Here is a 16546-nt window from a genome sequence, read left to right as displayed (position 1 = left end):
ATTCCATCACTCCAGCACATCACGTCCACGTGCCTGTCGTTCTCCAATTACTCGATGCCCACAAACGCTATGGCGAGCAAGAACTGCTCGATGGGGCTTCGTGCGCGCTGACGGACGATCAGAAGGTCGGGCTGATTGGCCGCAATGGGGCTGGCAAGAGTACGCTCTGCCGGGTGCTGCTTGAAGACGAGGAACTCGACGCAGGCGAAGTCGTGAAAAGCAAAAAACTGCGGCTGGGCTACCTGCGGCAACACGATCCGTTTCATGACGGAGAAACGGTCGTCGAGTTTCTCATGCGCGATAGCGGCCAGCCGGACTGGCGGTGTGGCGAAGTGGCCTGGCAGTTCCAACTTCCCGACGCGATGTTGCACCAGGAAGTCCGTTCGCTCTCAGGCGGTTGGCAGACCCGGGTGAAGTTGGCGGCGCTTCTGCTGCATGATCCGAACCTATTAATTCTCGACGAGCCGACAAACTTTCTTGATCTGCGGACGCAGATGCTGCTGGAGGAGTTTCTCAACGACTTCAAGGGCGGCCTGCTCGTGGTTTCGCACGATCGGTCGTTCCTCAAGCGCACCTGCGATCACACACTGGAACTTTCGCGTGGTGAGCTGACGATGTTCCCAGGCGATGTCGACGCCTACCTGGAAAACCTCGACGAACGCCGCGAACACGACGAACGGAGGAACGCTGCAACGCTCACCAAACGCAAGCAACTAGAAACCTTCATCAACAAAAACCGCGCCAACGCCAACACTGCCAGCCAGGCCCGTAGCAAGGCGAAGCAGTTGGAGAAACTCAAGCTGCTGGATGTCGCCGGCCAAGAGGCGACCGTTAACTTCAGCTTCCCGGCGATTGAACCCCGCCAGGGCGTCGCGCTGCGGACGAACGAGTTAGCGATCGGGTACCCGGATCACACGGTGGCTGAGGACATTCAACTGGAACTGGAACACGGCGAACGGATCGGCATCGTCGGCGACAACGGTCAGGGCAAGACCACGTTTCTGCGGACGGTTTGTGGTTCGCTCGATCCGAAAGAAGGCAGCTTGAAGTGGGGCTACGGCTGCCAGATCGGCGTTTACGCCCAGCACGTCTATACAACGCTCCGCGAGAACGACACGGTGCAAGAGTATCTCGAATACCAAGCCGCCCCCGGCACAACGCGGCAACAGATCAGCAGCGTGGCGGGCAGTTTTCTGTTCAGTGGCGATACGGTCGAGAAGCCCATCCGCGTGCTCAGTGGTGGCGAACGAGCACGGCTTGTCTTGGCCGGCTTGCTGCTCGAGCAGCACAACGTGCTGATCCTCGACGAACCGGGTAATCATCTTGATGTAGAAACGGTTGAAGCGCTGGCCGATGCACTTGAGCGGTATCTAGGGACGGTGATCTTTACGAGCCACGATCGGCACTTCATGAGGCGCGTCGCCACCGCCGTTGTTGAAGTGCGTGACGCCCGCGTCGTCAACTACCCAGCAAGCTACGACGATTATGTTTATCGTGTGCGGAAGGAACTCGAAGCAGGGTTGCGGGCTGAACATGCCACCTACGGCGGAGCGCCGGCTCCCGAAGGCAGCTCGCCGGCCACGAAACTCTCGGGCCGTGAAGAGCGTGACCTGCAGAAGAAGCTCAAGAGCATCGAACGGAGAATCGCCAAGAACGATGAGACGAAGAAAGAGCTAGAAGCGGAACTGCTGACGGTCACTTCCACCGAGGAGGCCGAACGTGTCAGGGCCGATCTGGCGACCCTCTCCAGTGACGTCGAGCAACTCGAAGAGGACTGGTTGGAGACGTATAACGCGCTGGAGGGGTGAAGGGAATGTCGAATTCCGAATGACGAATGTCGAATGAAAGATCGCTGTCGCGCTGCTTTTCGGCATTCGTCATTCGGATTTCGTCATTTCCAGTTTTTCTGGGTAAACTAGCCCCTGGGCGGTGTCTTCTCTATAAACCGCTCGATTTGGCACTCAAGAGCCCCTTTGTTTTGGACCCAGCGACGCCATCACCGCCTGAGTTGGCTCAACTGATAGACGCCCACGGGGCGGCGCTAGAGTTGTACGCGACGCAGTGGACGACTGCGCCTGAGGATTGCGTGCAGGAAGCGTTCGTCGAGTTGATTCGACAAAAACAACGCCCCGAAAACCCCACGGCTTGGCTCTATCGAGTTGTCAGAAATAAAGCACTCAACGCGGCACGTGCCAAACGTCGTCGGACGAGTCACGAGGAGGTTGCCGGGCGGCTACGTGCGGATGACCAATCTGCAAACCATTTAGACAAGTTGGACGTCGCTCAAGCGGTCACGCAACTTGAAGACTTGCCGCGAGAGATCGTCACGCTTCGCCTGTGGAGCGGTCTCTCCTGGCGAGAGATTGCGGATTTGACGGAAACACCGGCGAGCACCGTGCAACGCCGTTACGCAGAAGCCTTATCAACCCTGCAAAATTTTTTTGAAGTGAGAAGTGTAACACCACGCTCCGCGTGGTAGGCCCGTGTGAAAGTTTAGCCATGTCCGAACACGACAAACTACCGACGGATCTGATAGCCCTGGAAGCTCGGCTCGCAGAGTTAAGACCTTCGGAAGCGAAACTCGATCGCGATACCTTGTTTTATGAAGCGGGTTTTCAGGCAGGGCTGCTTGCAAGTGCAACTCACGCTGAGGCTACGAAACCCCAGCTTGCGCTGGGGGCTAGACGGGATTCAGCTGGCGAGCCTCACGCAGGGTCCCTAGCCCCTGGCGCAAGCCAGGGGTTCGCATCGCGAGTTATCTTTGCATCACTCGCCAGCGCTGCGACTGCTGCTTGCCTCGCGGTTTTCGTAACGCGTGCTATACTCGCGCCAGCGCAACTTCCCGAGTCGAACTCGCAAGTTGCAAGTGATACCGGCGAAGCGAGCGACCTAGAAGAAGTACGGGTTGTCGAGAAAGAACAGCACGCAGCTCGCGCTGAAGGCTACGAGGCTTCACCCAGGGAATTCCCTTGGAAGCACTTTACGCAACAGACCTCGATGCTGGCGATGCGCAACGCGATTCTGAGCGGTGAAGAGATTCCCTCGACGCGAGCAACTTCGCTCGTCTCGACCGAATTCGACCCCCCAAAATCGGCCCGTCAACTTCGTGCGGAACTGTTGCCGCGTCGCGAAGTCCCCACGAGTTTCAATGGCTGGCAATGGCTGGAGAACTTCCGCACACAGGGAGAAGCGATATGAGATCTCAGTTACGTGTTCCTAGCCTATCTAGCCCGCGAGCTACGTCTCGCGCGGAACTAGCAGAGAAAATTCACCGCGCGAGACGTAGCTCGCGGGCTAAAGCTGTTCTGCGACTAGCTTGCGGTTTAGTGATTGCGATTCTCGCCACGCCAACACGTGCGGAGCTTGTTGTCGTTGAGCAAGACGTCCCCGGCGAGGGGCTGCTCACGACGTTCAAAATGACCGTTACTCCCGCGGCAGAGCCGGTCCCGGCGTTGAAGCATCGGCTGATGCTTCGCGAAATCGAACTGAAGCAGGGCAATGCGGCACCGTACTATTATCGTTCACTGCTCAACATCCAAAACTTTTCCCAAAAGCTGCGGAAGAAGTACGGCGATGCCTATGATGAGTGGTATCGACAGAACGACGTGGCCTTGGAAGAACTTCCTTTCGAGAAAGCCCAGGCGGCCAGTGACTCATGGCGGGGTTCTGCCATGGAAAACCTTCGCGAAGCGACACGACGCCGCCATTGCAATTGGCAGTGGAATGTCGAGGAAATCCGCGGACCGGAGATCGTCGCGTTCCTTCTGGAAGAAATCCAAGTCAGTCGCGAGCTTTGTCGTGGACTAATGCTGGTGGCAAGGGTCGATCTGGCCAACGGCGATTACGAAAAGGTTCTCGATACCTTGCGGATGAATTACCGCCTAGGGCACGACGTGGGGAAGGCTCCGTTCTTGGTGAGCGATCTTGTCGGAATCGCCATCTGTGGGATGGGGAACAATCAGCTGATCGAGTTGATCGCGCAGAAGGACTCCCCCAATCTCTACTGGGCGATTGCCGAGTTGCCTGATCCGATGGTGAGTATTCAAGACTCGATGCGCGCGGAAATGTCCAACGGCTTGCGTATCTTTCCTTTCATACTCGATGCGGAAACCGCCGAACACTCTCCTGAAGAGTGGGCACGACTGATGGCCAAGGCGCTTGTCGAGTCGCAACAACTCGTCTCCTCGGGGGTAGGGCAGAATGTTGTGCCAAGCAGTATGACAGCACGTTTCGCTGTGACAGCCATGAGCACCGTCGCCTACCCAGCGGCGAAGCAGCGGCTGATCGAAAGCGGTATGACGAAAGCCCAAGTCGAAGCCATGCCAGTCGGCAAGGTGGTTTCAATTGATGCCTTGCGTGAGTACCGTCGGATTGCCGACTCGATCGAGAAGTGGAGCTATGTGCCCGCTCGGGTATTGCGCAACCATAATTTCGAAATCAATAAAGAGTTGAACGTCAACTCGGCAGAAGGTCTCAGCCGCGGCTTTGGTCACACCCTTGCCAGCTTGCTCCTCCCCGCCATGCAAGCCGCGCGCAGCGCGGAGCAACGACTCATCTGGCAGACGCACGGCATTCAAACCGTCGAGGCGATTCGTATGCATGCTGCCGAGACTGGCAAGCTGCCGAACTCACTCGACGAGATCACAATCGTGCCGCTACCGCGGAATCCAAGAACCGACAAACCGTACGAGTATGAACTCGAGGGTGAGACGGCCATCGTGAAGCTTCCCTTCGAGGATGATTTTCCTGGGGTTGCTTATCGGTTTGAAGTGACGCTGGAGGAGTAAACTTTTCACGCAATCACCGGCGACCTGTTAGGTCGCGGCTGCCTTTCGTTGAGAGCAGCCGCGAGCTAACAGCTCGCCGGAGACTAGCCAAAACATTTCCCCTTATTGAACAACACTCCATGCCTTTCAGGATAACCTTATGAACTCTCGTTTCGCACTCTACGTTTGCTTGCTTACGTTTATTCGCACGGCTGCTCAAGCAGCCGAGCCAGTTGATACTCATGCAGCGATCCATCCCTATTTGACCGATGATGTAGTGGCGCTCGCGTTTGTTGATGTGAGTGCCGTGGACCTTGAGGCGTCGCTCGCTCTGGCTGAGAAGTCGGGTTGGCTTTATCCCGAAGATGTCCAGGGATTGCGCCAGCAGGCGACGCAGATACAAACTGTCCTCGATGAACTCGCCGGTTTGGGACTTCGTCGCATTTATGCAACGCTCCGCATGAGCGATGTGCAATACACGGCCCCCGTGTGCGTGATCCCGGTTGCCGAAGATGGAAATCCTGAGAAACTTCGCAAAGCCCTCCGCGACCTGCCGGGCATGCCCTTTGCGTGGGAACGTACCGAGCGTGAATTCATCTTGCTTGGAGCCTTAAGCGAATACACATCGCAAGGGGCTAACAGCGACGAACAGCTTGCAGGGGTATCGCTCTCTGCGAAGCAAGGTAGTGCAAAGCGAGAACTGCAAGCTGCGCTGCAAGAGTTGGGCAACGGCGATGCAGGGCTCATGATCGTCGGCGACGGTGACAGCCGTCGCGTTGTGCACGAAATGATGCCCGCGCTGCCGCCACCGTTTCAGGTGATTGACGGCAAGTTTGTTGCCGATGAACTCGCCTGGGGCGGCATCTCCGCCAGTTTGCCCCCGAAGTTGAACGCTGGGCTACAGATTCAAACCAACAGCAAGAAATCCGCGGAACTTGTGCAAGACCATTTGACCAAAGCGATTGGCATGGGGCAGATGCTGATTGCTCGGGGAGCAAAAGAGCGACCTAATCAAGGTTTTGAGGAAGTCGCCGAGGCTCTTGGTAAACTACGCCCTCGTGTCGTTGAGAATCGCGTCGTGTTTTCACTTGGCGAAAGTCCCGAGGAGTTTGCGTCGCTCGTGGAACTGATTGCTCAGCCGGTGAAAGCGGCGAGGAAGGCGGCATATCGTACGCAGCGGATGAATAACTTCAAGCAAGTCGGATTAGCCCTGCAAAACTATACTTCTGCTAAGAGACTGAAGGGCTTTCAACCACCAGCCATTTACAGCGAGGATGGCAAACCTCTGTTGAGTTGGAGAGTTGCCGTTCTGCCATATATTGATCAACAGGCACTCTACAACCAGTTCCATTTGGACGAGCCCTGGGATAGCGAACATAACCTCAAACTTTCGAAAACGGTTGTCCCGATTTTCAGTGATCCAGACCCTGCTGTCCGCCGAAGAACGAAGAGCCCATCCTATACGACTTACTTGGCCGTCACTGGTCCGGGAACTGCATTCGGAAGTAAGGATGGCGTTAGCTACAAGCAAATCACCGATGGGACGGCAGCCACTGTGGCAATCGTCGAAGTCACGCCGGACCGAGCCGTGCCATGGACGAAGCCCGCGGATTGGGAAGTTGACTTCGAGAATCCTTTCAAGGGGGTTCAGAGGAAAGATCGAGATGGCTTCGTAACCGGATTCTGTGATGCAAGCGTTCGATATATCATGCTCGATGATCCCCGCGTTAAGAAGAACTGGTCCAAGCAGCTCACCATCGCTGGCGGTGAGATCATTGAGTGGTAGCCTCCGTTAGCCGCCGAGCTTGCTCGACTTACGGTTGGAACTCCATCCCCGCGCCTTCCAAGGAAGGCGGCTAACATCGCTTGGGGAAGCGGTGGCTCTGGCAATAGGGCTAGGTTTCGTGTTCAATCGTGGTACACACTTGCTACGACTTTGGACACCATCACCCGCCATGCTTACGATCCGTTTCTTCCTGGTACTTTTCACCGCTCACATCTGCACCCTCGCTTGCGGTTTCGCCGCGAGCGGCGGGGATTCGAGCACGGTCCTCCGCTACGACAAGCCCGCGACGGACTGGGAAAAGGAAGCGCTCCCGCTGGGCAATGGTCGTCTGGGGGCGATGGTTTTCGGGGGAATCGAGAAAGAACGGATCGCTCTGAATGAAGACACGCTGTGGTCAGGGACGCCCTACGATTGGAACTCCAGCGCTGGCCGCGAACTGCTGCCCGAAATTCGCAAGCTCGTTTTTGCACGGAAGTACAGAGAAGCGGGCGAGCTTTGCAAGAAGCTGCAGGGCGCTTTCTGCCAGTCTTACCAACCGCTGGGCAATCTTCGCTTGGAGTTCGAGAAGCGGGGCAAGGTGACGGAGTACGAGCGCACGCTCGACATCGCCAATGCCGTGGCAGAGGTCCATTACAAGGAGGATGGCCACTGGCACCGTCGCCGAATGTTTGTCAGCCACCCGGCGCAGTTGTTCGTCATGGAAATCACCAGCGAGCACCCCGATGGAATAACAATGACCATCGGACTCGACAGTCTGCTTACTCACGAAGTCGAAACGCTGGACGATCAGACATTACGGATGACCGGGCGTGCCCCCGTGCACGTCGAGCCCAACTATCGGCCCACGCAACCGGCCATCGTCGAAACACTGCCCGAGCGCGGCGCGGGGATGACGTTCGCCGCTCGACTCCATGTGCAGCAGGAGGGCGGAAAGCTGATCGTCGAGGAAAAAGGTCGCAGAGTGGTCGGGGCCAAGCGGGTGGTTCTCATACTGGCTGCTGACACCAGCTTCAACGGCTTCGACAAACGTCCTGATGTCGAGGGAATCGATCCGCAAACAGAAGTCGATCATCGACTCAAGGCGGCGGCGGTGCGGATTGTTCCCGACCTGCTCACGCAACATATCGAGGACTATCGGCAACTTTTCGATCGCGTGCGACTTGATCTTGATTCAAGTGAAGCAAGTGATGCGACGGTGCCGGAACGATTAGCGGCGCTCCGGACTGCTGAAGCCGCTGATACCCTGGATGGGGGCCTTGAGGAATTGTTTTTCAACTATGGTCGGTACCTGCTCATCAGTTCCTCGCGCGAAGGCACGCAAGCCGCCAATTTACAGGGCATTTGGAGCCAAAAGCAACGCCCCGCGTGGAGTAGCAACTACACGACCAACATCAACGCGGAAATGAACTACTGGCCCGCGGAAGTGACCAACCTCAGTGAGTGCCACCGCCCGCTGCTCAAGCTGATCGAAGAGCTTTCAGTCACCGGTGCGGCAACCGCCAAGACCACCTACGGCATGCGCGGCTGGACGGCCGGGCACAATGTCGATCTCTGGCGGCACTCGACGCCGGTGGGTGATTATGGCGAAGGGGACCCACGGTGGGCGAACTGGCAATTCGGCGGGGCCTGGCTTTGTCAGCACCTGTATGAGCATTTTCGATTCACGCGCGACGAACAGTTCCTGCGCGAGAAGGCCTATCCGCTGATGCGCGGGGCAGCGGAGTTTTTGCTCGATACGTTCGTGCTGGACGGGCAAGGGCGGTACGTTTCCATTCCCTCGACTTCTCCGGAGAGTGTCTTCAAGCTCGGCAAAGACGAGGCGGCTGTGTCCGCTGGCTGCACGATGGATTTGATGATCGCCTGGGACCTGTTCACCAACTTAGCCGAAGCAGCCCAAGTCTTGGGAACCAAGGACGCGCCGTACGATGCAGAGTTCATCGAGAAAGTGCTCGCCTTGCGCGACCGACTGCATCCTTTGCTCATCGGACGGGGAGGTCGCTTACAAGAATGGAGCGAAGACTTCGTCGACGGCGATCCGCATCACCGCCACGTTTCGCACCTCTACGGTTTACATCCAGGCCGCCAGCTTTCGCCGCTGACGACACCGGAATTCGCCAAGGCCGCGCAGCGAAGCTTGGGAATTCGCGGCGACGGAGGTACCGGCTGGAGTAAGGCCTGGAAGATCAACTTCTGGGCTCGCCTGCACGATGGCAACCATGCCCATAAGATGCTCCGCGAAGCGCTGGCCGGGAACACGTACGACAATCTGCTCGACGCACACCCGCCGTTCCAAATCGATGGCAATTTCGGAGCGACCGCCGGCATCGCGGAGATGCTCCTCCAGTCGCACATGGGCACCGTCGACATGCCAGAGCTGCATCTGCTGCCAGCGCTTCCCGACGCTTGGCCGACGGGAAGCGTCACGGGCCTACGAGCGAGAGGGAATATTGGTGTCGATCTTGCTTGGAAGGATGGAAAGCTGACCAGCGCGAAGCTGAATAGCGAGCAAGCTCAAACGGTGCGAGTTCGCTATGGTGAGTTCGTGAAAGAGATGGACTTGCCGACGAATGGTTCCCTTGAGGTAGTTCCATTTTTGAACCACGAATCTGACGAATAGCACGAATGATCTTGAAAAATTGCTCCACAGAATTTCGTGTGATTCGTGCAATTCGTTGACAGAATTAGCTACTGAGCGGTTTTTCCATTCGAGCATGCTCCACGGGCCCCGTGGGGGAGTCCTCGAACATCGCGACGCCTTTGGCGACCACTTTGTAGCCGAGCCGCTCGTAGAAACCAATAGCTTCGCTACGAGCGTTGAGCATGACCCTCTCTGCCCCTTGCTCCACGGCCAGTTCTTCAAGTCTTTCAACGAGCGCGCGACCGATGCCTCGGCCGCGGGCATCTTCTTCGACAGCCATGTAGCGAATCTGGGCTTCGGTATCAGAGTTGAAATGCAAACGCCCGACGCCGAGAATCCGCCCGTCGTCATGCCAAGCGGCTAGATGTGCGACGAACGTTTGTCTGGAATCATCATCCAGTTCGTCCCGCTCGGAGCCACGCGGTTGATCCCACGGTTGTCGGAGAAACCGCCAGCGAAGGTCGTAGTAGGCGGTTAGCTCTGCTGCTGTCGCGGGTGGTCTTAGTATCGGATCGCTCACGGACCGATCAAACTACCTGCTGCGGCAAATTCAACCCAGGTGCGGGCAAGCTCGCGAAGCCCATCAGGTATTCATCCACGGCACGCGCGGCGCCGCGGCCTTCGTTGATGGCCCAGACGACGAGGCTTTGGCCGCGGCGGCAGTCGCCTGCGGCGAATACGCCTTCGAGGTTGGTGGTGAACTCGCCATGCTCCGCCTTGAAGGTTTGCCAGTTGCCGCGCGGGTTTTGGGTTTCCAGGCCGAGCATCTCGCCGACGGTCAGTTCGGGGCCAACGAAGCCGGTGGCGAGCAGCACGAGTTCCGCGGGCCAGACTTTTTCGCTGTCGTCGATTTCTGTGAAGGGGGCTTGGCCCTGCGGCTTCGACCAGTCGACTTGCACGGTCCGGACGCCGGTGACTTGGCCGTTTTCGCCGACGAATTCTTTGGTGAGTAAGTTATAGTTCCGCGGGTCGTCGCCGGTGCGAGCTTCAACTTCTGCGTGCGAGTAGTCGACGCGGTAGATGCGCGGCCATTCGGGCCAGGGGTTGCCGTCGGTGCGCTCCGCGGGCGGACGGTCGAGGAGTTCGAAGTTGACGATGCTCGTTGCTCCGTGACGCAATGACGTGCCGATGCAGTCCGCGCCCGTGTCGCCACCGCCGATGACAATGACGTTCTTGCCGCTAGCAGAGAGGAACTTGTCGTCAACGTGCTTGGCAGCGTGCAGATCGCCATCCATGAGGCTCTTCGTGTTGCGGGTGAGGAAATCCATCGCGAAATGGATTCCCGCCAGATCACGCCCTGGCGCCCGACCCGTCGGGTCGAACGGCTTGGTCGCTCCGGTACAAAGCAGCACGGCATCGAACTCATCGACTAGGTGCTGGGGATCAACAAACTTCACGCCGATGCCGCGTTCCTGCATGATCTGCGTCATTTGTCCGGGCTCAAAATCCTCCTGCTTGCCGATGTGCGTGTTGGTGACAAACGTGACGCCCTCGTCGCGCATCTGCTGAACGCGACGTTCAACGACGTACTTGTCGAGCTTCATGTTGGGGATGCCGTACATCAGCAGGCCACCAATGCGGTCGGCCCGTTCGTAAACCGTGACTGCGTGCCCTGCACGACACAACTGCTGGGCGGCGGCGAGTCCTGACGGGCCACTGCCGACGATGGCGACCGTCTTGCCGGTTTTCTCTTGCGGCGGTTGCGGCTCGATCCAGCCTTCTTCCCAACCGCGGTCGATGATGGCGTTCTCGATGTTTTTGATCGTCACCGGTGGGTTGGTGATGCCCAGAACGCAGGCCCCTTCGCAGGGAGCTGGGCAAGTGCGGCCGGTGAACTCGGGGAAGTTGTTGGTCTTATGCAAACGATTGAGCGCGTCGCGCCATCGTCCGCGATAGACTAGATCGTTCCACTCAGGAATGAGGTTGTCGATCGGGCAGCCGGAGTTCGACTGACAGAACGGCACACCGCAATCCATGCAACGCGCACCCTGAGTCGTCAGATGCTCGACAGGGGCATTGGTGAAGATTTCGAGGAAGTCGTTGGCGCGTTCCATCGGATCGCGGTAGGGGACGACTTCTCGTTGGAACTCTTTGAATCCGGTTGGTTTACCCATTGGTTTACTTTCTTATTGTCTCTCGCGAAGGCGCTAAGGCGCAAAGTTCGTGTGGTATGGTTTCTGGTTATTCTTCGGTGAGTCCGTTGGCGACTCTCTTGATTCCGTCTTTGATTAGTTCTTCGTTAAAGTTGATGAGGATGCCCAAACGTTTATCGAGTAAACGGAGATAGGTTAGTAGTTGTTTCTTGTGGACAGGGAAAATCGTTTCGACAGATTTCACTTCTACAATGACTTTGTTTTCAACCAACAGATCGAGACGATAGCCTTCTTCAAATTTCAAACCTTCGTATTCGATAGGTACCGGTTTCTGTCGAATAACTTCTAGCCCGCGCTCTCTTAGTTCGTGTGCGAGTACGACCTCGTAGACGGATTCCAACAAGCCAGGACCCAATGTCGTATGAATCTTGTAGGCTGAATCAACAATCTCCTTTGACAATGGATTCTCATGCATTGCTTGACCCCCGATCTTCGCGCCTTAGCGCCTTTGCGAGAGACTAAACAACCGCTTCCGGCACTTTTTGTTCTGCCGCTTTGCGTTCTTGCAAAACGCGTTTGTAATCGGTCGGCATTACTTTGACGAATTCGCTGAGTGCTTCGTCCCATCGGCTTAGAAGATCGCCTGCGACGGGGCTCTCGGTTTCGTCGTGGTGTTGTTCGATGAGGCCGCGTAGTTCGGCGATGTCCTCTTCGTCGATAACGTCTTCGAGTTCTACAAGTCCCAGATTGCAGTTGATGCGAAACGCGTCGCGATCAGGGGCATGGACATAGGCGACGCCGCCGCTCATGCCCGCAGCGAAGTTGCGGCCTGTGGGGCCGAGGATCACCACGCGACCGCCGGTCATGTATTCGCAGCCGTGGTCGCCCACGCCTTCGATCACGGTACGGGCACCGGAGTTTCGCACGCAGAAACGCTCAGCCGCGCGGCCGCGGAAGAACGCCTCGCCGCTGGTCGCCCCGTAGAGGCAGACGTTGCCGACCAGGATCTGCTCCTCAGCGGTGAAGGATGAGTTCTTTGGCGGATAGATGACAATCCGTCCGCCGGAAAGACCCTTGCCTACATAGTCGTTGGCATCCCCTTCGAGTTCGAGGGTTACGCCCTTGGCGAGGAACGCGCCAAAACTCTGCCCTGCGGGGCCGTTGATCTTGAAATGGATCGTGTCGTCCGGCAACAAGTCGTGACCGTACTTCTTGGCGATCTCGTTGCTGAGGATTGTGCCCACGGTCCGGTTGGTGTTAACGATTTCGACTTCTTCGCGAACTTTCTCGCCCCGTTCGAGGGCCGGCTTGGCCAAATCGAGTAGCTTGGTGATGTCCAGCGACTTGTCTAGACCATGATCTTGCCCCTGCGTGCAGTAGGTACCTGCTTCTGGGTAAGGCTTTTTCGCAGGAGTGAGCAAACCAGTGAGGTCTAGCCCGTCGGCCTTCCAGTGCTCGATCGCTTCGTCAGTGTTCAGGCAATCGACGCGGCCGACCATTTCATCAATCGTGCGGAAGCCCAGTTCTGCCATCAGCGTGCGAGCTTCTTCGGCGACCATGAACAGGTAGTTCACAACATGTTCGGGCTTGCCGGAGAACTTCTTGCGCAGTTCCGGGTCTTGCGTGGCGATGCCGACCGGGCAAGTGTTCAGATGACACTTCCGCATCATGATGCAGCCCATCGTGATCAGCGGGGCGGTTGAGAAGCCAAACTCTTCGGCCCCTAGCATCGCGGCAATCACCACGTCGCGGCCTGTTTTCAAACCACCATCGGTTTGCAGCACAACGCGACTGCGGAGGTCGTTCATCACGAGGGTTTGGTGCGTCTCGGCGATGCCCAGCTCCCACGGCAGGCCCGCGTGCTTAATGCTGGTCAACGGTGACGCGCCCGTGCCACCCCCGTCGCCGGAGATGAGGATGTGATCCGCGTAGCCCTTGGCCACACCGGAAGCAATCGTGCCGACGCCGACTTCGGAGACGAGTTTCACGCTGATTCGCGAAGCACGGTTGGCATTCTTCAAGTCGTGAATCAGTTGCTTGAGATCCTCGATTGAATAAATATCGTGATGCGGTGGCGGGCTGATCAATCCGACGCCGGGCGTGCTGTAGCGGATGCGGGCGATGTTCTCGTCGACTTTGCGACCTGGCAGCTCGCCCCCTTCGCCGGGCTTGGCACCTTGGCTGATTTTTATTTGCAGCTCGTCGGCGTTGGTCAGGTAGTTGATCGTAACCCCGAAACGGCCCGAAGCGACCTGTTTGATCGCGGAGCGTCGCGAGTCGCCGTTCTCGTCGGGCGTCCATCGCTTGGGGTCTTCGCCTCCTTCGCCCGTGTTGCTCTTCCCGCCGAGACGGTTCATCGCGATGGCGAGAGTCTCGTGCGATTCGGCACTGATCGAACCGAAGGACATCGCTCCGGTGCAAAAACGCTTGACGATTTCCGAAGCGGGTTGCACTTCGGAAATATCAATCGGTCCGCCGTTCGCTTTCTCTTTGAACGTGAGCAAACCGCGGAGTTGGCAACGAGTGCGTGAATCGGCGTTGATGTGTTTGGCGAACCGAGCGTAAGCATCCTTGCTGCCAGCGCGGGCGGCGACTTGGATGTCGGCGATCGCTTGCGGGTCCCACATATGGCGTTCGCCGTTGGCTCGCCAGTGGAACTCACCCGGGTTGGGTAGAACCGTTAGCTTGCTTGCTTGCTTCTCGGGATAGCCGAGGGCGTGACGGCGCATCGCTTCCTCAGCGAGGGCCTCGAAGCTGACGCCCTGCACGCGGCTAGCGGTACCCGTGAAGCAGCGGTCGATAATTTCGTCCTTGAGGCCGAGAGCCTCGAAGATCTGTGCGCCCTTGTAGCTCTGTAGCGTGCTGATGCCGATCTTGGCCATCACCTTGAGCATCCCCTTGGCAACGGCTTTGCGATACTTGGCGACGAGCTCGTGATCTTCCTCGGTGACGGGATCGATCGTCTCGCCCTCGGAGGAGGCATCAAGCGTGGGGTGCTCTTCTCCCTCACCGTCCTCTTCGTCAGGGATGTTCTCTTCGCCCACGTCGAGTAGCCCTTCGCGTCGGGCGTACCAGAGGGCTTCAAAGGCGAGGTAAGGATTGATCGCGTCTGCACCGTACCCGATCAGCAAACAATGGTGATGCACCTCGCGGGCTTCGCCACTTTCGACCAGGATACCGATGCGTGTCCGCTTGGCTTGCTTGACTAGGTGATGATGCACGGCTCCCGTGGCCAACAGCGAACTGAGCGGCACGCGGTTGTGCTTCGTCTCGCGGTCGGAGAGGACGATCAACGAGAAGCCCTCATCAACGGCCTTTTCCGCTTCGGCGCAGATGCGATCGAGTGCCTTCTGCATGCCGAGCTTGCCCTCAATCCGCGGCCAAGTGATGTCGATGGTCTGGGTACGCCAGCCGCGGCCGGTTTCTGAGTTGGATTGAATATGCTTGAGCGCGGCCAGTTGTTCGTTGGAGAGAATCGGGTGCGGCAGGCGGAGTCGACGGGCGTGCTTTTCCGTGGTTTCCAGCAGGTTTTGCTCGGGGCCGATGAAGCACTCCAGCGACATGATCACCTCTTCGCGAATCGAATCGATCGCCGGGTTGGTCACTTGAGCGAAGAGCTGCTTGAAGTAGTCATACAGCATCCGTGGCTTGTCGGAGAGGACCGCCAAGCAGCTATCGTTGCCCATCGAGCCGATTGGGTCTTTGAGGACCTTGATCATCGGCAGCAGCATGAAGGTCATCGTTTCGATGGTGTAACCAAAGGCCTGCATCCGTTCGAGCAGCGTCTTGCTGGTGTAGCCATGCGGCTCCTCATCGGGGCGGAGCGTGTTGAGGTCGATCCGCTGCTTTTTGAGCCAATCGCCGTAGGGCCGTTCGCTGGCGATCGTGCTTTTGAGTTCCTCATCGGGGATGAGGCGACCTTGCTCGAAGTCGACCAAGAACATTTTGCCGGGCTGCAGGCGGCCCTTGGCTTTCACGTTGTCCGGCTCGACGTCGACGACACCGACTTCGCTGGCCATGATGACGCGGTCGTCGTGAGTAATGTAGTAACGCGAAGGACGAAGGCCATTGCGGTCGAGTGTCGCGCCGATGTAGTGACCATCGGTGAATACGATCGAAGCGGGGCCGTCCCACGGTTCCATTAGCGCGGAATTGTACTCGTAAAAGGCTCGCTTCTGCTCGCTCATCGTGGCGTGATTCTGCCACGCCTCGGGGACCATCATCATGACGGACTCTTGCAGCGTGCGACCGGTCATCAGCAAGAATTCAAGGACATTATCGAACGTGCCTGAGTCGCTGCAGTCTGGCTCAACAACTGGGAAGAGCTTGGAGAGCTCTTTCTTGAAAAGGTCGCTCTCGACCACGCCCTGACGAGCTTTCATCCAGTTGCTGTTGCCGCGGAGCGTGTTGATCTCGCCGTTGTGGCTCATGAAACGCAGCGGCTGTGCGCGGTCCCAAGAGGGGAACGTATTCGTAGCGAACCGCGAGTGGACCATCGCCAGATGGCTCTTGTAGTCTGGGTCTTTCAGGTCGGGATAGTAGAGGTAGAGCTGATCCGTGGTGAGCATCCCCTTGTAGATGATCACCTTGGTCGAGAGCGAGCAGATGTAGAACATCTTCGACTGCTCCATCGACTCGTCGGCGCGAAGCTGGTTGCTCGCCCGTTTGCGAATCATGTAAACCTGACGTTCGAAGGCTTCGCCCTCCAAGCCATCACCTGCGGCAATCACCAGTTGCTCGACGACCGGCTCAGCCGCTTTGGCTGTGGGACCGATGTCGGCTTTTTCCACTTCGGTAGGAACTATGCGCCAACCGATGAATTGCTGGCCTTCTTCCTTAACGATCAGCTCGACTGCCGCTTTGCACTTTTCACGTTCCGCGTCGATCTGCGGTAGGAAGACATTTCCCACGGCAAACTTGCCCGGCTCGGGGAGTTCGACGCCTAGATCGGCTTTGACGACCTTTTGCAGGAACTCGTGGGGCAGGGCGGTCATGATGCCCGCACCGTCGCCCGTGTTTGCTTCGCAACCGCAGGCTCCACGGTGATCCATCCGACGGAGGAGGTCCTCCGAGTCGACCACGATCTGATGGCTGCGCTCGCCCTTGATGTGCGCGATAAAACCGACGCCACAGGCATCATGCTCATTGGCAGGGTCATAGAGGCCGTGCTTCTCGGGCAGAGAAGTAAGTTGGCGTCGTTGCGAGGGGTAGGAATTCTTCATGACTTGAGTCTCGTGTGTTATGTGGCTTTCTTGCCGATTTC

The 16546-nt window shown here is 57.7% G+C and carries 10 protein-coding genes; 6 read left to right on the top strand and 4 right to left on the bottom strand.

From position 1 onward, the window contains the following. Nucleotides 1-29 precede the first annotated feature (29 nt). The 6 genes from RIB44_17640 (at nt 30) to RIB44_17615 (ending at nt 9169) form a co-directional block, all read left to right on the top strand. Nucleotides 30-1808 (top strand): ABC-F family ATP-binding cassette domain-containing protein, encoded by a 1779-nt coding sequence (locus RIB44_17640; protein ID MEQ8618397.1) that lies wholly within the window; start codon nt 30-32, stop codon nt 1806-1808. A 146-nt stretch (nt 1809-1954) separates the two neighbouring features. Continuing rightward, nucleotides 1955-2479 carry a sigma-70 family RNA polymerase sigma factor gene (locus RIB44_17635; GenBank protein MEQ8618396.1) on the top strand — a complete coding sequence of 175 codons (525 nt, stop codon included), beginning with the start codon at nt 1955-1957 and terminating at the stop codon, nt 2477-2479. 20 nt (nt 2480-2499) lie between these two features. Further along, nucleotides 2500-3198 (top strand): hypothetical protein, encoded by a 699-nt coding sequence (locus RIB44_17630; GenBank protein MEQ8618395.1) that lies wholly within the window; start codon nt 2500-2502, stop codon nt 3196-3198. Beyond that, nucleotides 3195-4787 (top strand): hypothetical protein, encoded by a 1593-nt coding sequence (locus RIB44_17625; protein MEQ8618394.1) that lies wholly within the window; start codon nt 3195-3197, stop codon nt 4785-4787. Before RIB44_17630 ends, RIB44_17625 begins: the two co-directional genes overlap by 4 nt. A 139-nt stretch (nt 4788-4926) precedes the next feature. Further along, nucleotides 4927-6552, top strand: coding sequence for a DUF1559 domain-containing protein (locus RIB44_17620; GenBank protein MEQ8618393.1), 1626 nt, complete (start codon nt 4927-4929; stop codon nt 6550-6552). A gap of 169 nt (nt 6553-6721) precedes the next feature. Next, on the top strand, nt 6722-9169 hold the full coding sequence (locus tag RIB44_17615; protein MEQ8618392.1) for a glycoside hydrolase family 95 protein: 2448 nt from the start codon (nt 6722-6724) through the stop codon (nt 9167-9169). A 64-nt stretch (nt 9170-9233) separates the two neighbouring features. Here the strand turns inward: RIB44_17615 and RIB44_17610 are convergent, their stop codons facing one another. The 4 genes from RIB44_17610 to RIB44_17595 form a co-directional block, all read right to left on the bottom strand. Beyond that, nucleotides 9234-9710, bottom strand: coding sequence for a GNAT family N-acetyltransferase (locus tag RIB44_17610; protein ID MEQ8618391.1), 477 nt, complete (start codon nt 9708-9710; stop codon nt 9234-9236). 7 nt (nt 9711-9717) lie between these two features. Next, nucleotides 9718-11304, bottom strand: a complete 1587-nt coding sequence (locus tag RIB44_17605) for a glutamate synthase subunit beta (GenBank protein MEQ8618390.1) — start codon at nt 11302-11304, stop codon at nt 9718-9720. Between the two features lie 67 nt (nt 11305-11371). Further along, entirely contained in the window at nt 11372-11758 is a 387-nt protein-coding gene (locus tag RIB44_17600; protein MEQ8618389.1) for a GxxExxY protein, read from the bottom strand. A 43-nt stretch (nt 11759-11801) separates the two neighbouring features. Beyond that, nucleotides 11802-16505, bottom strand: a complete 4704-nt coding sequence (locus RIB44_17595) for a glutamate synthase-related protein (GenBank protein ID MEQ8618388.1) — start codon at nt 16503-16505, stop codon at nt 11802-11804. Nucleotides 16506-16546: the final 41 nt, after the last annotated feature.

It is taken from the genome of Lacipirellulaceae bacterium (assembly GCA_040218535.1).
Taxonomy (GTDB): Bacteria; Planctomycetota; Planctomycetia; order Pirellulales; family Lacipirellulaceae; genus Adhaeretor.
This window is presented reverse-complemented; position numbering and strand designations above follow the sequence as displayed.